The following is a 19,357-nucleotide window of genomic DNA, read 5'->3' as shown; positions in this document are numbered from 1 at the left end:
GCAGGTGCCCCCGCCAGCAGGCGAGCGAAAGGATCGGGACCGTGGCGGCGACAGCTGGCGGAAGTTGCGGCTGTGCCCGCGGTCGAAGGGCATGCAAAGGAGCACATCGATGCCGACCATCGGCGACTATCTCGATCTGAGCGCCGGGCAGGCGGTGAGTCAGTGGAGGTCGATCCTCCGACGGACTCCCAGGCCTGGCGCCAGGCAAGAGGACTTTACTCCCGTCGAGACCCTCCTGTGCCTTGCGGCCAGTCTCGTCTTCAACCATCGCCGGTACCGCGGATCGACCGCCCACCTCGCCGAAGAACCGATCCCTACGCTCGCCCGGCTGTTCAGGCGCCCGAACGGCAGCCTGATCGCCAAGATGGGGAACCTCGATGGTGGCCTGGCCCACGGGGCCAGGTACGAGGTCCATGTCGCATCGACCCTCCTCGCCGACCCCGGGCGGCTGGAAGCGACCTACCGGCTCATCCTGGAAGCAGGCCGTGAGGCAGGGATCGGGCCGGACGACCTGCCCGACTTCCTAGGTTTGGAGAGCGGCGGCGAGCTGCAGCTCCTCGGGCAGGAAGAGCTGACCCACTCGGACCTGGAGATGGCGGTCCGGGAGAAGGTCGCCGCCTGGTCGCGGAAGGCACCGGACCTTTCGGAGCGAGTGACCGAAAGACTGCTCATGGCTGCGGTGCGGGTGGGCCAGCATCGGTTCGCGCGCGACGTCCTCCATAACCATGGCCATCGGTGCGCCTTCTGTGGCTTGGGCGTGAAGACGAAGGGCCGCGCGGCCCAACGGATGCTCGTCGCCAGTCACATCAAGCCGTGGCGGGTGAGTACCTCCGCCGAGCGGCTAGACCCGCAGAACGGTGTTGCTGCCTGCCCCACGCACGACGTCGCCTTCGACACTGGGCTCCTAGCAATCGACCACGAGCTGCGGGTGCACGTCCGTCCAGACGTGCAGGAGGCGGTCCGAGCGGATCCGGCGGCGCGTTCGTCCTTCGGAAGTCCACCGCTATCACGTCGGCTGCTGCTGCCAGAGGGAGCCACGGCACCTGCAGAGCGCTATCTGGCCTGGCACTACGCGAACATCTATCAACGGTCGTGATCGAGGTGCAAACCAGCCCAAACGGTCCTATCAACCTGAAGGAGTCGGGCTCACAGTCGCCCCGGCATGTCCTGCTGTCAGTTGCTGCTGATCTTTACTCCCAGCCGTGCGTGAGAACGGTAGGGTCGGCTGACTTTTGTCCATGCGATGGAGCCCACGTCGCGCACCCGCCCGACACCGCCTCCGCTCCGTGATCTACTACAGTCCCAGCATGCCCGCCCGAGCTGTCAGGATCTCCGCCGTCGATCTCTTCTGCGGCGTCGGAGGGCTCTCGCACGGGCTGCAGGATGCAGGCATCCACGTAGCTGCCGGCGTGGACCTCGACCGTACGTGTGACTATCCGTACCGACGGAACGTTGGGGCCCCATTCCATAGGCGAGACGTCCGTGACCTCACCGTCGAGGAACTTTCGGCCATGTGGCCCGCCGGCGCCGTCCGCGTCCTCGCTGGGTGCGCGCCGTGTCAACCATTTTCCTCTTACCGCCGCGGCGTCGACACGTCGAAGGAAGCCCAGTGGCCCCTCGTAGATGAGGTTCGCAGGCTGGTCCAAGGCACGATGCCAGAAATCGTCACCATGGAGAACGTCCCTCGGATCGGCGGCACGCGGATCTTCAGGGACTTCGTCGAGCAGTTGCGCGAGTACGGATACCAGGTGGACTTCGGGTCCTGCTATTGCCCGGCCTACGGCGTCCCTCAGCACCGCCGACGTCTGGTCCTGGTCGCCTCATTGCTTGGTGACATTGCCGTGCCCAAGGGTTCCATCACTCCCGCCGAATACACCACCGTCCGCCGGGCGATCGGCAGCCTGCCGCCGATCGGAAACGGCGAAACCCACTCCGGGGACCCCCTTCACAAGAGCCGCACTCTGACACCGCTGAACCTCGAGCGAATCAAGCGGTCCAGCCCCGGCGGCAGTTGGGAGGAGTGGCCGGAAGAACTGCGCGCTCCTTGTCACCGCAAGGCGTCAGGTGCAACGTTCAGGAACGTGTATGCCCGCATGATGTGGGACGAGCCGTCGCCCACCATCACCACCTTGGCGTACAGCTTCGGTGCGGGACGATTCGGGCACCCCGAGCAGGACCGAGCGATGACACTCAGGGAGGCTGCCATCTTGCAGAGCTTTCCCGAGGACTATGAATTCGTCCGACCGGGTGAGCCGGCGCAGTTCGCGCCGCTTGGACGTCTCATTGGCAATGCAGTGCCGCCACTGTTGGCGAGGGCTGTAGGTGCGACAGTCGTGGAGCACGTCGCAGCGGTGAAGGGTGCCGTGCGCAAGGTTGCGCGTACTACGGCCCTGGTAGAGGGCTGAGGAGCCCCGCAACTGCCGTATCGTCAACGATCGGGACGGCGGCTGCCTTTCTCTGCATGACGAGTCGCTGGGCGGACCTCACCCCCCTGGATCATCCACCTTCCCACGACTCTGGCCAGCCTCGACGAGGCCATCACCCTGGCCGCAGCCCTACGCGACTCACTCGGCCACGTCACCGCCATCGACTTTGGCGAGACCACCCTCAGCGAGGAAGGTCAGCAGTTCCTGCGTACCCGAATCTGGTGTGACGCCAAGCTCGACGGGGCCGACCGCTGCCGACGCCGCGACGACCACGACGGCCCGTGCGGGGCCACGGATGAGGGCCCACGCCGGTAGCGTCCGGGGATGCCCGACACCGCGCACGACGACCTGCTGGCCGGCTTCACGACTCCCCAGCCGTACACCATGGAGGCCGTCGCCGACGCTCCCCCCGCCCCCGGGGTGCACGTGGTCCTCGACGGCGGTGTGGTCATCTACGTCGGCCGGACCAGGCGGGGCCTACGGGACCGCCTCCGGCAGCACCTGACCGGTAACCGAGACTCGTCGGTGCTGCACGACCAGGTCGGACAGCTCCTCGACACCCCGGATAACGCGGCGTCGGCCGCCGACATCGCCGGCTGGCTGAGTCGGCGCGAGGTCCGCTGGCAGGAGACCGACAACCCGGAGGGTACGAAGGAAGCCCTGGTCGTCGCCCTCAAGCCGCGCTTCAACCGGCAGCTGCCGAAGCCACGCCACGTGGACGGTGGCGAATGGCAGAGCGGCTACCGGCCGGACGAAATGCCGGCCCTGCCGCACCGGTAGTGCGAAGCCTTCCTTCGGTGGAGGAGCTCATCCGCCAGCACTGTCTACAGTGTCCCTTCGACCGACGCCCGAACTGAACGGACCGCCCCGTTGCCACTCCCCACGGACCTCGAAGCGGAGATGCGCGCCGATCCAAAGAAGCAGGAGAGTTTCGCCAGACTGGCGGCCGACCCCTACTTCGCGCACGTCGTCTCGGCCAACCAGGCGTACCTTCGGGCCGCCGTGCCCACCTGACGGCGACCGAACGTGATCGCTGGGCCTTGTCCTGCTTGCCCGACACAAACAGGGGGCGTCGGTTCTCGACCGTGAACATGAAGCGGATGGAGGTCTTCGTCCTGCTTCGGACTGAGGAGCCCGAGGATGACACCGCCGTCCACGGGTTCATGGTTGTGCGCGAATCGGTCCTGCGCCGGTACTCCGGCTCGGGGCAGGGCGTGGAGGAACTCAACCCGCACCTGACCTTCGATCGGAGTCGGCGCTACCGGGATGCCGGCGACGACCAGGTCAGGATCTGGGGCTGGTACGACGAGCTGATCGCCGCCCTGGCCGAGGAGCCGTTCGCCGTCGCCGCCCGCGAGCTGGCGGCTTCGCTCCTGACCGGTGTCACCAACAACGCCCGGCATCACAACTACCAGCTCGCCGACCAGGTGCTCGGCCGGGCGGCCGTTCAGGCAGGTTGAGCGGGCTCGCCAGACGGCACGACGACAATCTCCGCTGAAGTGTCGCAGCGGCCGGTTCACGTCAGCAGGATGCGGGCCCTCCTGCTCGGTCCCAGCGTCATCACCCGGAACGGGCAGGGCCCTGTCGGTCAGCAGCCGGTACGCCTCGATGGCGCGTTCCGCCGCGTCCCGGGCCTGCTCCGCCGGGCTCATGCCCCTGCCCCGGTTGCGGAAGAGGGCGCCGTAGAAGGCGGAACAGAAGACCCCACTCTCGTGCCAGCCAATCATGGCGGACGTGCCGATGTAGGTCACGTCGCCCTGGAGGCAGTCCCGCACCGCCTTCTGCCACACTCCGATGCCTGTCTTGCACCCGTCCGCGATGATGGCACCCGCCGAGATGCCCTGTCCTCGGTCCGCCGCAACCTCACCCAGCGTCTCGAGCGAAACCGTCACCTTGCCGTCGGAGCTGGTGAAGCTGGGGGTCACGCTATGGTCGCCATGTGCCATGACGTGCAGGACATCGCACGGTGCGGTGAAGGCGGAGAGTACCGTGTCGGGGTCACGTGACCGGACGAAGTCGATGTCCACGATCGGCTCGTCACCCCCGGCGTTGATGTTCTGCAGCGTTGACTGCACGAAGGTCATCGCCGCGTCGAACGATGAATCCAGCCCGAGGTCCAGCAGGCTGACTCTTCTCGGCTTCATCCGCCCGTCCTCCCCAGCTTGCGCCAACACGTCAGCGTAAAGATCGACCGTACGAGTCGATCCTTGCTGGGTGCTTCCGGCAAAGGCCTCCCTGAGCTCGCCCCTTCGGCGCAGATCGATGTCGTTTCGTTTGAGCGGGCCGGTCAACGGGGCAGAAGCGCGCCTATGCTCTCGGCATCGGGCGAGGCTGCGGTTAGGGGCCAGCCGCGTGGGGCGAGTTCGAGGGGCGCGCGTGGGATTCAACGTCGGCGACATCGTTGCCGTTCAAGCCGACCCCAGTCGAGTCGGACCGGTCATCCAGATTCTTCAGAGCGTCGATGGGTTCGGCCGCTATCGCGTCTTCCACGAAGCGGGAAGCATGCGCGAGTACGCGGAGGACCAGCTGGTGCTCGCAGCGGCGCAACAGGAGGCAACGACTGCTGGCCTGTCTCCCGAAGAGTTCCGAGCCCGCCTGGTCGCCGCCCGGCTCAGTCACCCGCTCACCGATCACGTCTATTCGCTGCGGGCAGCGCGAATCAAGTACGTGCCATTTCAGTTCCGGCCACTCCTGCGCCTCGCCCGCGCCGACGAGCCGCGGCTGCTCATTGCCGACGACGTCGGCGTCGGTAAAACAATCGAAGCGGGCTTGATCATGAAGGAGTTGGCTGCCCGACAGCCGCTGGACCACGTGCTCGTGCTCTGCCCGAAGGCGCTCACGGTCAAGTGGCGCGAAGAAATGCGCCGATTCGACGAGGACTTCCGGGTGCTCGACTCGTCGAGCTTGCGCTACTGCCTCAACGAGGCTCACCTGGACGGCGCCTGGCCCGAGGAGTACCGGCGGGCGATCGTGCACTATGAGCTCTTCGCCCGCACGGCATACCTGAAGGGGGATGGCAAGCGGAAGAAGGACAAAGGCCTGCGCGAGCTGGACCCACCGCCCGCCTTCGACCTGGTCATCGCCGACGAGGCCCACCATCTGCGTACGCCGGGCACGAACTCGCACGAACTCGCCGCGTACCTCAGCGAGATCAGCACCGCCCTCGTCCTGCTCTCCGCGACACCGGTGCAGACGCAGGCCCGGGACCTGTTCACCCTGCTCAACCTCCTTCGTCCCGACCTTTTCCGGACCGGCAGACGTTCTTCGAGGTCGTCGAGCCCAACCGACACCTCAACGCCGCCGTACGGGCTTTGCGCAGCGGTGCGCCCGAGGCCGCCAAGGAGGCGCTCAAGGCGTTGGACACTGCGGCGTACACCAGTTGGGGCCAGCAGGCGATCGCCATTGACCCCCGGTATGACGACGTGCGCAGGCGTCTGGACGCGGCCACCTTGACGACCGACGACCGGGTCCGCTGCATGCGCGAGATCGAGGAGCTGAACACTCTCGCGCCAGTGGTGAACCGTACCCGCCGACGGGACATCGGAGGGTTCACCATCCGTGAGCCCCACACCGTGTCGGTGCCGTTCACACCGGTGCAGCGCCAGTTCTACGACCGCCTGCTCGAAGCCCGCCGCGACCAGCTGCTCACCCGCTACAACCCGGTCGTGGTCCGCCTGATTCTCGACACCCTCGAGCGGCAGGCGTCGAGCTGCCTGCCCGCACTCGCTCGACGCATCGTGGCGGCCGGCGAGCCGGCCATCACGGATCTGACCGACGCCCCCGAGGCCCAACCGGACGAAGATCCGCCGAGGCTTCCCCTTCCGACGGACCCGGACCTCCGTGAGCTGGCCCGTCAACTGCCGCCGGATGATCCCAAACTCGAGCGGCTCCTCCAGGCCGTCAGCGAAGCCCGTGCGATCGACGGTCCCGGAAAGCTCCTCGTCTTCTCATTCTTCCTCGGCACCCTCGACTACCTCGCCGAGCACCTGACGGCGGCCGGCGTCCGCGTCGGGGTCGTCACCGGACGAGTAGCCGAGCCCGACCGACAGCGCCTGCGCGACCGGTTCCGCCTCGACCGGGACGATGCGGAGTCCATCGACGTCCTGCTCTCCAGCGAGGTCGGCTGTGAGGGCCTCGACTACGAGTTCTGTGATCGGCTAGTCAACTACGACATCCCCTGGAACCCGATGCGGATCGAACAGCGCATCGGCCGCATCGACCGGTTCGGGCAGCGCAGCCCGAAGGTGCTGATCCTCAACTTCGTGACCCCCGACACCGTCGAGGAGCGGGTCTTCTATCGTTGCTGGGAACGGCTGGACCTCTTCCGGGACACCGTCGGCGACCTCGAAGGCGTGCTCGGCGAGATGACGCAGGACCTGGCGGCCATCGCCACCAGCCCGGACCTGACGCCCGAGCAGATGGAGGAGCGAGCTCGACAGCTCGCCGACAACGCCGTCCGGCTGGTCGCCGAGACCCGAGGCGTCGAGGACGCGAGCCAGGACCTTCTCGGCCTGGACGACAGCATCACTCAGGACCTCGACGCCCTCGTCGAGGAGGGCCGGGCGGTCACCGAGCAGCAGTTGGAGGAACTGGTCCGCGCGTACCTGACGCGGCCCCCTGTCTCCGGGCACCTGGACCGGCTGTCCGAGGACGAGCTGCGGCTCCGACTGCCTCAGTCCGCGCGGTCCGAACTGCTCGCCGCCATCAGTCGGAACGAAGCCCGGCTCGGCGGCGGCCGGCCCGTCCAGCAGCTACGCCACTGGCTCCTTGAGAAGGACAGCGGCCTGCGGCTGACCTTCTCCGCCGAGGCCGCCAGCCGGGACCGGTCGATCACCTTCCTGACCGCCACCCACCCGCTCATTCGCCTCGCGGTGGCGGCCCTCGCGCCCGCCGAGGACGAGCAGCTACGCCCGCAGCTTCGCATCGTCGATCCGGATCTGCCAGAAGGCCGCTATGTCTTTGCCTGCGACACCTGGGAGACGATCGCCGTGCGGCCGGAGTTCCGCACCGTGTCGTTCGTCGTGGACGCAGCCCGGCTGACGGCCAGCAAGACCGTGGAACGTCGCCTCTTTGCGCTGCTGGCCGACGCGTTGCCGGGGGAGGCCGGGCCCGCCGCCGACCTGCCGGATGCGGGAGCGGCACTTGACAGCTACGCCGAGCAGCGCCGCCGAGACGCCGCGAGGGACGCACATGCCCTCAACCAGGTACTGCTGGCCCGCCGAACCGGAAGCCTCGAGGCTCACCACCAGCGAGCCCTGCAGCGCCTCAACGACCGTCTCACTGGCGAGACCGAGCCTCGAATGCGGACCATGCTCACGGCACAACGCGCACGCGCCGTGCGGAAATTCGAGCAGCGCCGTGAACAACTGGAAGGACGACGTCGGGTCGACATCGTCAGCCATCGGATCGCGGAGGGAGTGTTGACGATCGGCCATGCCGAGTGACTACACGCGCATCCGCGAGGACAACATCCGGGAGTACGGCGAGGGCACCCGCCACCTGGACTTCCTGCAACGGCTGTACGCCGACCGCACCCACTTCATCCTCGAGCTTTTGCAGAACGCTGAGGACGCTCGGGCATCGCACGTCACGTTCACCCTGCACCCGGACCGACTGGTCGTGGAGCACGACGGCCGCGCGTTCAACGACGAGGACGTTCGGGGCATCTGCGGGGTCGACGCCTCTACCAAGACCAGCGAGCTGACCAGCATCGGCAATTTCGGCATCGGCTTCAAATCCGTCTACGCCTACACCCTCGCACCTATGGTGCACTCCGGCTCCGAGCATTTTCGCATCCGCCACTACGTACGCCCTGAGGCCGCTGATGGTCCGCCGGACCTCCCCGCTGGCCTCACCCGCTTTGAGTTCCCGTTCGACCGCGAGAGTGTGCCTGCCGAGACCGCCTATACCGAGATCGGCGGCGGTCTGAAGAGGTTCGATCCGGTTGCCCTGTTGTTCCTCCAGCATGTTCGACAGGTCATAGTGCTGGCAGGCAGCGGAGCGGTCACGTTCACCCGGCTGGCGCGCGGCGAGTTGTCGCCAGACGTGGAGCTGGTGGTCCGCCAGAACGATCGGGTGATCCATCACCAGTACTGGGGGTGTACCGCCGGAGCTTGGACGGCATCGGCCACCCCGGACGGCGGGTCGAGATGGCGTTCAAGCGGACGAGTGGGGCACCGGACGCCCCTGTCGAGCGCATCCCCCACGCGCCGCTGGTGGTGTACTTCCCCACCGACAAGCCGAGCGGCCTGGGGTTCCTGTTGCAGGCGCCGCTGCGAACGACCCCGGCACGGGACAACATCCCGGAGCGGGATCCGGACAACGCCCGAGTCATCCTGGAAGCCGGCCACCTGCTGATCGAAGGTCTCGAGGAGCTGCGCCGTAAGGGGCGTCTTGGGATCGACGTGTTCGACGTTCTGCCCATCACTGTGGTGGACTTCCCCGCCGGATCCTTGTTGCGGCCGTTGTTCGACGCACTTCTCGACGCGGTGCGGACCCGACCACTTCTTCCGGTCGCCGGACCGTTGGGCCACGCTCCCGCCACACGGATGCGTCTTGCCCGGAGCTCGGGCCTGCGCGACTTGTTGACGCCGGAGCAACTCGGTGTCCTGGAGGGGACGGGCGATCCGCTGCAATGGCAGCCGGCGCGGCTCACCCGGGAACGGAATCGCGACCTGTGGGATTACCTGCACGACGTTGTAAACATCGACGAGCTCGACGCCGAGTGGCTCGTCGACAAGCTTGACAGGACGTTTCTGGAGGTAGCTCAGGACGCGTGGCTCGTTCAGCTGTACCGATTCCTCGCTCAGAGCCCCGCACTGTGGCGCAGGCCGCGGCCGCCCTGGAACCGGCCGGGACCCGCGCGGGAGCTACCGCTGATCCGGCTGGAAGACGGTCGGCAGGTGGTGCCGTTCGGTGCCGACGGACGTCCGCGGGCGTACCTGCCCGGACCCGTGTCGTCGAGCTTTCCGATGGTGCGGGCGGAGGTCGCTGCCAATGCAGAGGCGCGGGCCTTCCTCGAAGAACTCGGCCTGTCCGAGCCCGACGCCGTGGACGAGGTTCTCGAATACGTCGTGCCGAAGTACGGCAATCCATCCACTGCGATTGCCGACGAGCAGCACGACGACGATCTTGCAAAGATTCTCCGCGCGATGCAGGCTGCGACGAGAAGACGCAGAGACACCTTGGTCGAGGTGCTACGCAACACGCCGTTCCTGCAGTGCCGGTCAGCTGGGGCTTCGGCCTTTTCGTTCCGGTCTCCCTCCGTCGCCTACTGGCCCCACGAGGACCTGGAGCACTACTTTCTACCAACCCCGCACGGCTGGTTCCTGCACGAGCGCTATCGGCCCTACCAACAGGAGCTGGGCCCGGTGGGAGTGGCGCAGGGGGTCCGGGTGCTGTCGTCGCCGCCGAACCCACTCGGGCACGTCGTCCTCCGCGCAGACTGGGGCGACCACAGCCGAGGACTGCACGGTTTCGACCCGAACCTGCGCTTCGCCGGCCTCGAAGCTGCCGTGACCCAGCCCGATCGCCAGCGGTCGGCGTACGTGTGGAATCGGCTGCTGCTGCCGTACGCGAGCCGGCTGCGCGGAATCGTGGAGTCCTCAGGTCGGCAGGACTACTCCAACAGCAGGTCCGTCGAGACGATGTCCAAGGCGCTGGAAGTCGCTGTCGCTCACGCATGGCTTCCCAGAAAGACGGGCGAGTTCGTCGAGCCCGCCAAGCTGTCGCTGGACGACCTACCCGACGACTTCGAGCCGAGCCAAGCCCTTGCCGACGCACTCGGTATGGTCTCCTCCGCCATTGTGCAGGTGAGCACAGAACTCAACCTGTCCGTGGCAACGCTGCGCTTCCTGGCCGAGAACCCGGACGCGGCCGTCGAGCTCGACCAATTGCGCCAACGCTACGAACAGAAGGAACAGGATGGTGCTCAGGCGGCAGCCGGCGCCGCCTTTACTCCTGAGGGTTACGCCGACGCCCTACAGGATGCTTTCGACAAGCCGGCGGTACAGGATGAGCCGGAAGCTGCCCCGGTGCCGTCCGGAGGTCGAGTTGTAGCCCCAGCAGCGCGTAGGCAGCGCACCCGGGAGGCGATCAGCGATGACTTGTCGGAGGAGCCCGCGCGGCGGGACCGGTTCCGAGTCATCGGGCGCAAGGTCTGGGACGGCAAGGACCCGGCAGTCCGGCAGTTCTTGTTGGAGCAGTATGCCGGCGGCTGCCAGATCTGCACTGCTACCTTTCCGAAGCGCGACGGTATGCCGTACTTCGAGGTTATCCATCTTGTCTCGCACACGGCTGCCGCATGGATCGGTCGCCCGGGTAACATACTGTGCCTCTGCCCGACTTGCGCCAGCAAATTTCTCTACGGCGAGGTCCGATCCGAGGATCTCCTGTCGCAGATCCAGCAATGGAAGACAAGTGTCGAGGGTGGGCTCGGTGACAGCTTGCGGGTCGAGCTCTGCGGCGAGCTTGCGACCATTGACTACACGGAGAAGCACCTCCTGGACCTGCAGGAGATGATCCGTACCGATGACGTTGCACTGCCGGGATAGCAGGCAATGGTAAGTGGCTAGTTGTTGATAGGTGGGGGCTCCGGCGGGCAACCAGGGCTGGTCTGAAGACCACGCAAGAATATCGATGATTCGCACGTCGGTGAGCCGGCTCGCTGCCTCGACGACAAGGCGATCCTGGTGTCGGCCAGCGACCTCACGAAGGATCGCGAGCCCGAACCACGTCCCGTCCGTATGTGCCGCCCAGTAGGCACCGCCGTGGTGCAGCCTAACGCCCTTGCAGCCGCCCGAGGTCCCGCGCGGCCTGCTTTGCCGACTCTCGGTACAGGAAGCAGGCGGCTGTCGAGGATGGGGAACAACGCTGGACGCATGAGGTACAGCGACTTGTCGGCATCCGCATCCGGTCGCACCTTCGACAGGTGCACCTCGAACGCGGCGACAACCTCGTCGAAGCTCATCGCGGACACCATCGCGGCGTACCGCAGAGCTTGCAGCTCCATGTGGCCGCCGTCGTCGGTGCGCTTCAGCTCGACGACCACCAGGTGCCCGGCTTTGTCCACCGCGAGCAGGTCGATGCGACGCCGGGAGTCCTCCCAGTTCCCGAACTCCTCGGCGATGACGAGCAGATCCGGACTGAGCACAGCGATGTCGTCGCGGAGAAGCCGCTGCAGATCGTTGCGCTCGTAGATGCCGAGAGCCGCGAACCGTGCGGCGTCATGCCGGCGTAGCCGGTCCCCATGGATCTCGTACAGCGGCATGCGTCTTCCTTGGCGTGGCTAGAAAATGAGGGAGGGCAGGCCGCCAGCGGCGGCCACCGCCTGGCGGAGGCGGAGCTGAGCAGCGTGAACCACTCGACGTAGTCGTCCCACTCGTCGGTGTTCACGATGTCGCCTTCCCGGTATTCGGCGATGCGGCACCCCTTCCTGCCAGTCAGCGGTTCGAAGGACAGGGATGCCGGGTAGGCCGGTTCGAGCTTCGACTGTGCCGACGCGAAGCGAGTGTCATTGACGGCCGGATCGGGGTGCTGGAAGAAGATCTCGCTCGACAACCCGGCGCGACCGAACGTGCAGGCGTAGGACACCCCGCTCATGCCGCTGAGCAACGAGTACCAGTTCTGCGGGTACCCCTTGGTTGAGGTCGTCCACTGGAGCTGGCGCTGCTGGATAGCCGCCAGAAACATCGTCCAGAACGACTGGTAGGCCGGGTTGCGGCCGCTCGTCGCGGCGTCGTGGGTGCTCGCCCTTACCCTCTTGCCCCAGTCGTTGGGCTGCACGACCAAGCGCATGAGCGGTGCGGGAATGGACTGGCCGATCCGTACGGCGCTGATCTCGATGCCGAAGAAGCGGGTGTTCTCGTCGGTCCTGGTGTTCAGCCAGTCGAGGGCCGCGCGATGCTCCTCCCGGAAGCTGGTCGCGATCCAGACCACGTTTACGGGGTCGGTCCCGCCGGCATAGGTGAGCAGCTGGCCCAGATGGCTGTGGTCCGTCCTCTCCAGCTGGTTCTCGATGATTACCGTTTCGTTCGTCGCCTCGTCGAAGCCGAGGAGGTCCAGGGAAAAGCCGCCCACCGGGTGCTCCGCGGCCGAGAGCGCCAACTCCATTCCCAGCACATCACCGAGAACCTCGGCGTTGGCGAGCAGCCATGGCGTGAAGGTGTGCGCCCAGACGTCGCGGACGTCGACGTTGTCGAGCTTGCCCAGCGTTGGTCGGATTATTGGACCAACTCCCTCGACTTCCCCCAGCGGCGTCGCGACCTGCCCGGTCGGGAAGGTGTTGACCGGCGCGGGCTCCGAGCTGAACGGGGTCACCGGCGAGGGCATCGTGGACGACTTCCGCCCCAACGGTGGTCCCGCGACCGCCCCGACGTCGGCCACCTCGGGTGCGTACGAGGAGGACGCGTTCGCCGGCAACTGGTCCGACACGGCGTACGCCATCTGCGCCACGGCGTAGCAGTCACTCATCCGGTGTGGCCGCCCCGCGCGTCCGCGGAGCGGCTGCACCGTTGACCGGTCGGCTCAGGCGCCGCCCTGGCGTTGGACCCGTCCGTCGCCGGAGACCTTGGCCCGATCCAGGTCGCGTTCAGTGCCGGCGGGGCCGGTCGCGGTACGGCGGTGCCGCTGGTCGGGCGAGTGCTCCACGGGCGAACCCTGGCGGCCCGGAGCGCCGCTGCCCGGATGGCGCCGGCCTCGTGCCGACTCGCCGCCGCTGTCGTGTTTGTTCTGCTTGTGGCTACCCATGGCTTGCGCGTACCCGGTCACCCTGCGGCTAGTCATGGACCCAGGTCGGCGGCCGTGTCGGACCCGGAATGTAGGGCGGACGGCCGATCTGGAGCAGCCCGGCCTTTCGTGCGTATGAGGGAAACTCCGCCCCGGTACACGGCAGTCGGTGCTGTGTCTCGCGCAGTGCGTCGATGATGGCACCGGCGTTGACTTCGGTGAGCCTGCCGGATCGGCACCGATCTGCGAGAAGCCAGATCGTCCCGTGCACCTCCAGCCCGTAGGCACGGCCCACTTTGGTGGCAATGCGGTCATCGGTGACCGCCGTACCGCCGTGTATCTCGGCCGCTGCGAAGACGCTCGCCTCACCGACGTCTCGTCTGTCGGCGCCGATACGGCGTACCCAATCCGAAAAGCACCGGATCTCGGTGATTGTGTCGAGTGCGATGACGTCGATCCAGGCAAGCTTCAGCGCCGCGGTGAGAGCCGGCTCCCGCTGCGCACTGGTGCGGAGCTCATCGAGCACGACGGCGGTGGTAGCCGCGCGCCTTCCAACGATCAGGTCCGCCAGCACGTCGAGCCGGTCGGCGAGGGCGAAATGGTGCAGCACGGTGGTGTCGAAGACGAGCAGTGGCTCGCAATCCTGACCTGCGTTGCTCACGGTGCCAGGTCTGTTTCATCGCGCGCGGGCAGGTCATCCAGCCCGATCTGGCCATGCAGGAGTTCGACCGCGCGGGCGTCCGATACGAGATACCGGCGCCACGCCTCCATGACGGCGTGCGAATAACCCGGCGGTACGCGAATGGCGTCGAGATCTGGCTGGGGGGCCCAGCCAACCGCATCCATGATCTCCGCCCGGGTTGGGGTGGTTCGGCTCCAGCGCACCGCTGACGCATCGAGCCACCCAGCGCGTTCCGCCTGGCGCACGGTCAGGGACCATGACGTGCGGTAGCGCGCGGTGAGCTGGATCATCTCTTCGCGGGAGGCTGGACGGCTGTTGACATCGCCGAACGCGGCGACCGGAAGGAGCAGCTCGGCGGCGAAAGCGTTGATCAGACTTTCCCGATCGGCGCGGGAAACGTGTACCGCCAGATCGCTGGAGTATTCGTCGCCCAGAACCAGGTGGCCCAGCTCGTGGGCGGCGGTAGCTCGACGCCGGCCAGGATCTCCCTCCAAGCTGACGACCGACACTGCCAGGTCCCCGTCCACCATCGATGCGCCTTCTCCCGGAAGGTCACTGACGAGGACGTACTGGCCGCTGCGTTCACAGAACTCCATCAGGGTGTCAATCGGCTCCGTACCAATCCCCCGCCTGTCACGCAGCCATCGAGCAGCGATACGGGCGTCATCATCGGAGGTGACACTCCCCTCGTACCGGACGGGACTGACGAGGGTGAGGGTGCCGGCGTCAAGTAGCTGGCGGACGTCCCTGAGCCAGGAGGCGAGTGTGATCTCCAGTCGTTGAGAACGCCTCGCCACGTCTGTGTCGTTGTCTTCGGCCATGAGTTCCGAGCGGCGCGAGATCACCGCCGATCGTCGCTCAAGCAGGTGATCGATAGGTACGTCGAGTGCGGCCGCGAGCCTGATGAGTTCCAAGGCGTCTACCCGCCGAACGCCGGACTCGATCTTGGCGATCATCGTTCGATCGAGGCCGAGTTGAGCACCCAGTTCGGCCTGAGAGAGGCCAGCCCCCAGTCGGGTCTGGCGCACCTGCTCGCCGACCGTCGTCCAGTCGCCGGTTTCGGTCATGGTGCGATAATCGCACGCGCCCTTGCTCTACGTCTCGACCGTAGCGAATCGACATTACGGATCTAGATGGCGTTTACGCCCCTCGATACCCCGACATGGCGTTCTCGGCCGCCGGATGGTCGAGGCCGGCCATAACCTGCGGGCAGCGGAGATCCCCACGTAGGGCGGACTGCTCCGCGACTTGAGGGAGGTAGACATGCCCAGGCCATTACCGGGGGAGCAGGCCCCGATCACCGTAAAGCTGGACCGGTGGCGGGCGGGGTTGCCGCCGGACGCCTGGCCCGACAACTTCCCATCGAGCGGCGAGGTCTGGCGGCGCGACGCCTTCGCGGTGGCCGATGCGTACCGAGCCGGCTCGGCCACCGCCCGGCAACTGCTGACCGCTGTGCTGGTCTGGGGTTACGGACCCATCGGGTACGGGCCGTGGCGCACCGCCAGGTCGCTCGGCGCCGACCCCGATGGCAAACGCCTGGCGTACGCGCTTGAGGAGGTGTCCGCGTCAGCACCCGACGAGGACGCGTTGCGCACCGCGTACCGCCGCTTCCGCGACCCCAACCACGCTCGCCTGCCGTGGTTGGGGCCGGGATTGTTCACCAAGGTCCTCTACTTCGCCGGCTACCGGCGAGGGGTTGGCGGCGTGCAGCCGCTGATCCTCGACCGCGTCGTGGCCAGCCGTCTCCCCAGCGAGGCCGGCGTCGGCCGTCGTTCCGGCTGGTTGTCGGAGGAGTGGCTCGCGTACCTGCGCTGGGCGGCCGAGCAGGCCCAGGCCAGAGGCATTGAACCGGACGCGGTCGAGATGGCTGTCGTGCACGACGCCGAGGCGGCTAGGAGATAGCGCGCAGGCGGGCGTCGAGGGCGTCGAGGTCGGGGACGAACCAGATGTGCCCGGCCTGGTTCGACTCGTGCACCAGGGCCCGTAGCGCCGAGCTGCCGTCCAGGTGCGCCGAGATGTCACCGACGACGGCCAGGCGCAGCCGGTAGTTGACGAACTTCTGCATCACCTCGCCGGCGAAGCGGGTGCCCAACGAGAAGAAGCGTTCGTCGAGTCGGTTGGCCGGCACTGCGACCACCTGTGCGCCGGCGAAGGCCGCGCCGATCAGGTCCAGCGCGTCCTGTTCGGTGGCGACGGTCGGGCCGGCCGGGTCGCAGACCAGCACCGGCACCCCGGCGCGTTCCTGGATCTGGTCAGGCATCGTGGACCTCCCGGTCGAGTAGGCCGTTGTCGGCATTGAGGACGGCGTCGAGCAGGTGCAGCACCTCGGCGGTGCCGGCGGGATCGCCGAGGATGATGATCTTCAGGCGGCGGCGGTCATCGTCGTGCACGGTCTGCACCCGCAGCGGCCGGGCCGGGTCGTGCCCGGTGTTGACGCTGGCCAGCACGAGCGTGCCGAGCCGGTCGGCGGCGGCCCGGTCGACACCGTCGATCTGCACGATGCTCGACACCTCGGCCTGGCCGGCCACGGTGGCGGCGGGCGGCCGCCCGGTGAGCGCGTCGAGATCGCTGGCGGCGATCCGGTACTGCTTGCCGATCCGCACGGCGCGCAGCCGGCCCGAGCGTATGTAGCCGCGCACCGTCCGCACGTGCAGGCCGAGCCGGTCGGCAACCTGCTCTACCGAGTACATTTCTTCTGTCATCGTTCCCTATCCTACCTCTACAGGGAACGATGAGGAATTATGCGCCGTCGGCTTGTCACATCTCGACGCCCAGCGTCGGTGGGGTCCAGTACCGTCTGGGAACCATGGACGCGCGGGTCGGCGACGCCATCATCGGGCGGGATCACCCCGCGGCTCTGCTGCGCGCCGAGTTGGATCGGGCCGCCACGAGTCACGGCGGTTTCGTCCTGGTCACCGGTGAGCCGGGCATCGGCAAGACAACCCTCGTCACGTCGGTGGCGCGGGAGGCCCGCCGGCGTGGCGCGCTCGTGCTCGGCGCGGCCTGCTGGGATTCCGACAGCGCCCCCGGCTACTGGCCGTGGGTGCAGGTCCTGCGCGCCCTGCGCCGCTCCGCCGACGACTGGGCGCTCGCCCGACCGGACGCCGAGCCGGCCCTCGCCGCCCTGCTCGGCGAGACCGGCGCCGGTGACGTGCCCGGCCTCGCCGCCACCTGGACCGCTCCGGACGAGGGCAGCCACGTCGCCGACCAGGAGGCGTTCGCCCTGTACGACGCGGTGACCGCCGCGCTGGTCGCGGTCTCGGCGCACCGGCCGGTGGTGGTCGTCCTCGACGACCTGCACTGGGCCGACCCGGCCTCGCTGCGGCTGCTGGCGTTCGCCGCCCAGCACACCTGGTTCGAGCGGCTGTTGCTGATCGGCACGTACCGCGACGCGGAGGTCGAGGCGGGCGAGCACCCGTTGCGCCCGCTGCTGATGCCGCTGGTCGCCAAGGCCACCACGATCACCCTCACCGGCCTCGCCCGCGACGAGGTGGCCGCGTTGATGGCGCGTACCGCCGGGCGGGAGCCCGACGCCGACCTGGCCGACGAGGTGCACCGGCGTACCGGTGGCAACCCCTTCTTCGTCGAACAGACCGCCCGGCTGTGGCATGCCGACGGCACGACCGGCACCATCGCGCCCGGCGTACGGGAGGCGGTGCGCCGGCGGCTCGACCAGTTGCCCGCGGCGGTGGTCGAGGCGCTGACCGTCGCCGCCGTGCTCGGCCGTGAGTTCCACCGGGAGGTCCTGGCGGCCAGCGCGGCGGCCCCGGCGGCGCAGGTCGACCGGCTGCTCGACCAGGCGGTGACCGCCCGGCTGGTGGTCGCCCGCAGCGGCGGCCGGTTCGCCTTCGCCCACGACCTGGTCCGAGAGACCCTCTACGACGGGCTCACCGCCGACGACCGGCAGGCTCGCCACGCCGTGGTGGTCCGTGCGGTGGACCCGCCGACGGCCCTGACCGACCGGCTGATCCCGGCCGACCTGGCCCGACACGCCTACCTGGCCGGCGCCGCGCTCGACCGGGCCCGGGTCGTCGAGCTGCTGGTCGCCGCCGGGCGGGACGCGTTCGCCCGGCTCGCCGCCGACGAGGCCGGGGTGCACTTCCGCCGGGCGTTGGAGATCGTCGAGGACCCGGCGCAGCGGGTCCGGCTGCTCGTCGACTTCGGTGAGGTGCAATATCACCACGCCGGTCGGGACGAGGCCGTACGCCTGCTCGCCGAGGCCGCGGCGCTGGCCCGCACGCTCGACGACCCGGTGCTGCTGGCCCGCGTCGCGCTCACCGTGCACCGGTCGCGCCAGGTGGACACCATCCGCTCGGTTGACACCGCGAATCTGGTGCGCGAGGCGTACCAGCGGTTGATCGGCGAGCCGTCCGCCACCGCGTCGGTGGCCACGCTGGTGGCCGATCTGATCACCGCGACGGAGACCATCGCCCGTTCCGGCCGCGACGACGAGGCGCTCACCTTCAGCCTGTGGGCCCGCCACGACACCACCTGGGGCCTGGGCACCGCGGCGGCGAGAGCCGCGCTCACCGCCGAGATCAGGGAGGTGGCCCGCCGCTCGGGCGACCGGGAGACCGAGCTCTGGGCCACCTCGCTGCGCTGGGTGGCGTTGCTGGAGCTGGGCGACCCGCGCTTCGTCGAGGAGTTCACCGCCTTCGTCACCGTGGGTCAGCAGGGTGAGCTGGCCCGTCCCCGAATGGCGGCGGCCGTCGACGGCGGGATCATCGCGGCGTTCCGGGGCGACTTCGCCGAGGCCGACGAGCGGTTCACCGTCATCGCCGACCTGTCCGACCCGGGGCACGCCGAGTTCGCCTTCATGGGCCATCACCTGCGCTGGGCCCGGCTGCTCTTGCAGGGGCGGTTCGACGAGATCGACGCGCTGCTGCGCGAGTGGGCGCCGACCGACTACCCCTACCGGGAGCTGCTGTCGGCCATCACGGCGGCCGAGCGCGGCGATGACGAGACGGCGGTGCGGCTGACCGCTGTCATCGAGGCCGCCGACATCCACTACCCGCGCCCGGTGTCACCGCTGTGGCTGCGCCTGCGGGCGCAGGCCGCCGCCGCGTCCCGCGATCCGCGGCGCTGCCGCGACGCGCGGGCCGCGCTGACCCCGCACCGGGGGCAGTGGGCGGTCGGGCTCTTCGGCTGCGACATCAGTGGGCCCATCGACCACTGGCTCGCCGTGGTCGACGCCGCCGAGGAACGCTGGGACGACGCGATCGCCGGATTCACTGCGGCCCGCGAGGCCGCCGACCGGATGGGCTCCCGACCCTGGTCGCTCATCGCCCGCGCCGGGCTGGTGAACGCCCTGGCCGGCCGCGACCACCCGGGCGACGCCGCGACGCTGGCCGAGCTGCGCGCCACCACCACCCGGGACGCCACCGCCCTCGGCATGCGACAGGTGCTCCTCCGGCTCGCCGTCCCGGAATCCGCCGACGTCGAGCCGGGCCACGTCGCCGGCCGGGGCGAGGACGCCGGGCCAGGCCGAGTCGGCCTCCCAGGCCGGACCACCGAGGCGGGCCAG

The 19,357-nt window shown here is 68.3% G+C and carries 16 protein-coding genes and 1 pseudogene; 10 read left to right on the top strand and 7 right to left on the bottom strand.

Features of this window, described 5'->3' with window-relative positions; all coding sequences use genetic code 11:
- The first annotated feature begins 109 nt into the window (after window positions 1-109).
- The 4 genes and pseudogenes from AB0J68_RS00085 (at window position 110) to AB0J68_RS00070 (ending at window position 3,206) form a co-directional block, all read left to right on the top strand.
- A complete protein-coding gene (locus AB0J68_RS00085) occupies window positions 110-1,096 on the top strand; it encodes an HNH endonuclease (protein ID WP_363935095.1) in 987 nt (328 codons plus the stop codon).
- Between the two features lie 142 nt (window positions 1,097-1,238).
- Window positions 1,239-2,405 carry a DNA cytosine methyltransferase gene (locus AB0J68_RS00080; protein WP_363935094.1) on the top strand — a complete coding sequence of 389 codons (1,167 nt, stop codon included), beginning with the start codon at window positions 1,239-1,241 and terminating at the stop codon, window positions 2,403-2,405.
- Window positions 2,406-2,495: 90 nt separating this feature from the next.
- Window positions 2,496-2,714: pseudogene (locus AB0J68_RS00075) on the top strand (hypothetical protein); the annotation flags it as partial.
- A gap of 36 nt (window positions 2,715-2,750) precedes the next feature.
- Window positions 2,751-3,206, top strand: coding sequence for a GIY-YIG nuclease family protein (locus AB0J68_RS00070; RefSeq protein ID WP_363935092.1), 456 nt, complete (start codon window positions 2,751-2,753; stop codon window positions 3,204-3,206).
- Between the two features lie 173 nt (window positions 3,207-3,379).
- On the opposite strand, the gene AB0J68_RS00065 is transcribed toward AB0J68_RS00070, so the two are convergent.
- Entirely contained in the window at window positions 3,380-4,717 is a 1,338-nt protein-coding gene (locus tag AB0J68_RS00065) for a hypothetical protein (protein ID WP_363935090.1), read from the bottom strand.
- 85 nt (window positions 4,718-4,802) lie between these two features.
- Between AB0J68_RS00065 and AB0J68_RS00060 the strand changes: the two genes are divergently transcribed.
- The 3 genes from AB0J68_RS00060 to AB0J68_RS00050 all read left to right on the top strand — a co-directional run bounded on the left by AB0J68_RS00060 (window position 4,803) and on the right by AB0J68_RS00050 (window position 10,978).
- Window positions 4,803-5,879, top strand: coding sequence for a DEAD/DEAH box helicase (locus tag AB0J68_RS00060; RefSeq protein WP_363935089.1), 1,077 nt, complete (start codon window positions 4,803-4,805; stop codon window positions 5,877-5,879).
- A gap of 23 nt (window positions 5,880-5,902) precedes the next feature.
- Window positions 5,903-7,870, top strand: coding sequence for a helicase-related protein (locus AB0J68_RS00055; RefSeq protein ID WP_363935122.1), 1,968 nt, complete (start codon window positions 5,903-5,905; stop codon window positions 7,868-7,870).
- A 771-nt stretch (window positions 7,871-8,641) separates the two neighbouring features.
- The gene (locus AB0J68_RS00050) at window positions 8,642-10,978 is read left to right on the top strand and encodes a hypothetical protein (protein ID WP_363935088.1); all 2,337 of its coding nucleotides are present in this window, start codon (window positions 8,642-8,644) and stop codon (window positions 10,976-10,978) included.
- A gap of 481 nt (window positions 10,979-11,459) precedes the next feature.
- On the opposite strand, the gene AB0J68_RS00045 is transcribed toward AB0J68_RS00050, so the two are convergent.
- Window positions 11,460-12,743: a DUF4268 domain-containing protein gene (locus tag AB0J68_RS00045; protein WP_363935086.1), complete on the bottom strand. Its 1,284-nt coding sequence runs from the start codon at window positions 12,741-12,743 to the stop codon at window positions 11,460-11,462.
- 13 nt (window positions 12,744-12,756) lie between these two features.
- Between AB0J68_RS00045 and AB0J68_RS00040 the strand changes: the two genes are divergently transcribed.
- Complete coding sequence (locus tag AB0J68_RS00040; protein ID WP_363935084.1) at window positions 12,757-12,885, top strand: hypothetical protein; 129 nt, start codon at window positions 12,757-12,759, stop codon at window positions 12,883-12,885.
- A 65-nt stretch (window positions 12,886-12,950) separates the two neighbouring features.
- Here the strand turns inward: AB0J68_RS00040 and AB0J68_RS00035 are convergent, their stop codons facing one another.
- Genes AB0J68_RS00035 through AB0J68_RS00025 form a run of 3 tightly spaced genes read right to left on the bottom strand, consistent with a single transcriptional unit; the run spans window position 12,951 to window position 14,900 of the window.
- A complete protein-coding gene (locus tag AB0J68_RS00035) occupies window positions 12,951-13,172 on the bottom strand; it encodes a hypothetical protein (protein ID WP_363935083.1) in 222 nt (73 codons plus the stop codon).
- 28 nt (window positions 13,173-13,200) lie between these two features.
- The gene (locus AB0J68_RS00030; RefSeq protein WP_363935081.1) at window positions 13,201-13,812 is read right to left on the bottom strand and encodes a hypothetical protein; all 612 of its coding nucleotides are present in this window, start codon (window positions 13,810-13,812) and stop codon (window positions 13,201-13,203) included.
- Window positions 13,809-14,900 carry an XRE family transcriptional regulator gene (locus AB0J68_RS00025; protein WP_363935079.1) on the bottom strand — a complete coding sequence of 364 codons (1,092 nt, stop codon included), beginning with the start codon at window positions 14,898-14,900 and terminating at the stop codon, window positions 13,809-13,811. The genes AB0J68_RS00030 and AB0J68_RS00025 overlap by 4 nt, the downstream gene beginning before the upstream one ends.
- 196 nt (window positions 14,901-15,096) lie before the next feature.
- On the opposite strand from AB0J68_RS00025, the gene AB0J68_RS00020 reads away from it, so the two are divergent.
- A complete protein-coding gene (locus AB0J68_RS00020) occupies window positions 15,097-15,735 on the top strand; it encodes a hypothetical protein (RefSeq protein ID WP_363935078.1) in 639 nt (212 codons plus the stop codon).
- Here AB0J68_RS00020 and AB0J68_RS00015 read toward each other — a convergent pair.
- Both AB0J68_RS00015 and AB0J68_RS00010 read right to left on the bottom strand, forming a co-directional pair.
- Window positions 15,725-16,093 (bottom strand): DUF4180 domain-containing protein, encoded by a 369-nt coding sequence (locus AB0J68_RS00015; RefSeq protein ID WP_363935076.1) that lies wholly within the window; start codon window positions 16,091-16,093, stop codon window positions 15,725-15,727. The genes AB0J68_RS00020 and AB0J68_RS00015 overlap by 11 nt on opposite strands.
- Window positions 16,086-16,535 (bottom strand): helix-turn-helix domain-containing protein, encoded by a 450-nt coding sequence (locus AB0J68_RS00010; RefSeq protein ID WP_363935075.1) that lies wholly within the window; start codon window positions 16,533-16,535, stop codon window positions 16,086-16,088. Before AB0J68_RS00010 ends, AB0J68_RS00015 begins: the two co-directional genes overlap by 8 nt.
- Before the next feature lie 104 nt (window positions 16,536-16,639).
- Here AB0J68_RS00010 and AB0J68_RS00005 point away from each other — a divergent pair.
- Window positions 16,640-19,357: AAA family ATPase (locus AB0J68_RS00005; protein WP_363935073.1), on the top strand; the 2,718-nt coding region annotated here is incomplete at its 3' end.

It is taken from the genome of Micromonospora sp. NPDC049580 (genome assembly GCF_040675595.1).
Classification (GTDB): Bacteria; Actinomycetota; Actinomycetes; order Mycobacteriales; family Micromonosporaceae; genus Micromonospora.
The sequence above is the reverse complement of the archived record's forward strand: the minus strand, read 5'-3'. Positions and strand labels throughout refer to the sequence as shown.

Bases quoted from the DNA above. Each gene is read 5' to 3' on its own strand.
- AB0J68_RS00085 (WP_363935095.1), top strand. From the start codon at position 110: ATGCCGACCATCGGCGACTATCTCGATCTGAGCGCCGGGCAGGCGGTG.
- AB0J68_RS00080 (WP_363935094.1), top strand. From the start codon at position 1,239: ATGCGATGGAGCCCACGTCGCGCACCCGCCCGACACCGCCTCCGCTCC.
- AB0J68_RS00070 (WP_363935092.1), top strand. From the start codon at position 2,751: ATGCCCGACACCGCGCACGACGACCTGCTGGCCGGCTTCACGACTCCC.
- AB0J68_RS00055 (WP_363935122.1), top strand. From the start codon at position 5,903: ATGCGCGAGATCGAGGAGCTGAACACTCTCGCGCCAGTGGTGAACCGT.
- AB0J68_RS00035 (WP_363935083.1), bottom strand. From the start codon at position 13,172: ATGGGTAGCCACAAGCAGAACAAACACGACAGCGGCGGCGAGTCGGCA.
- AB0J68_RS00025 (WP_363935079.1), bottom strand. From the start codon at position 14,900: ATGACCGAAACCGGCGACTGGACGACGGTCGGCGAGCAGGTGCGCCAG.
- AB0J68_RS00020 (WP_363935078.1), top strand. From the start codon at position 15,097: ATGCCCAGGCCATTACCGGGGGAGCAGGCCCCGATCACCGTAAAGCTG.
- AB0J68_RS00015 (WP_363935076.1), bottom strand. From the start codon at position 16,093: ATGCCTGACCAGATCCAGGAACGCGCCGGGGTGCCGGTGCTGGTCTGC.
- AB0J68_RS00010 (WP_363935075.1), bottom strand. From the start codon at position 16,535: ATGACAGAAGAAATGTACTCGGTAGAGCAGGTTGCCGACCGGCTCGGC.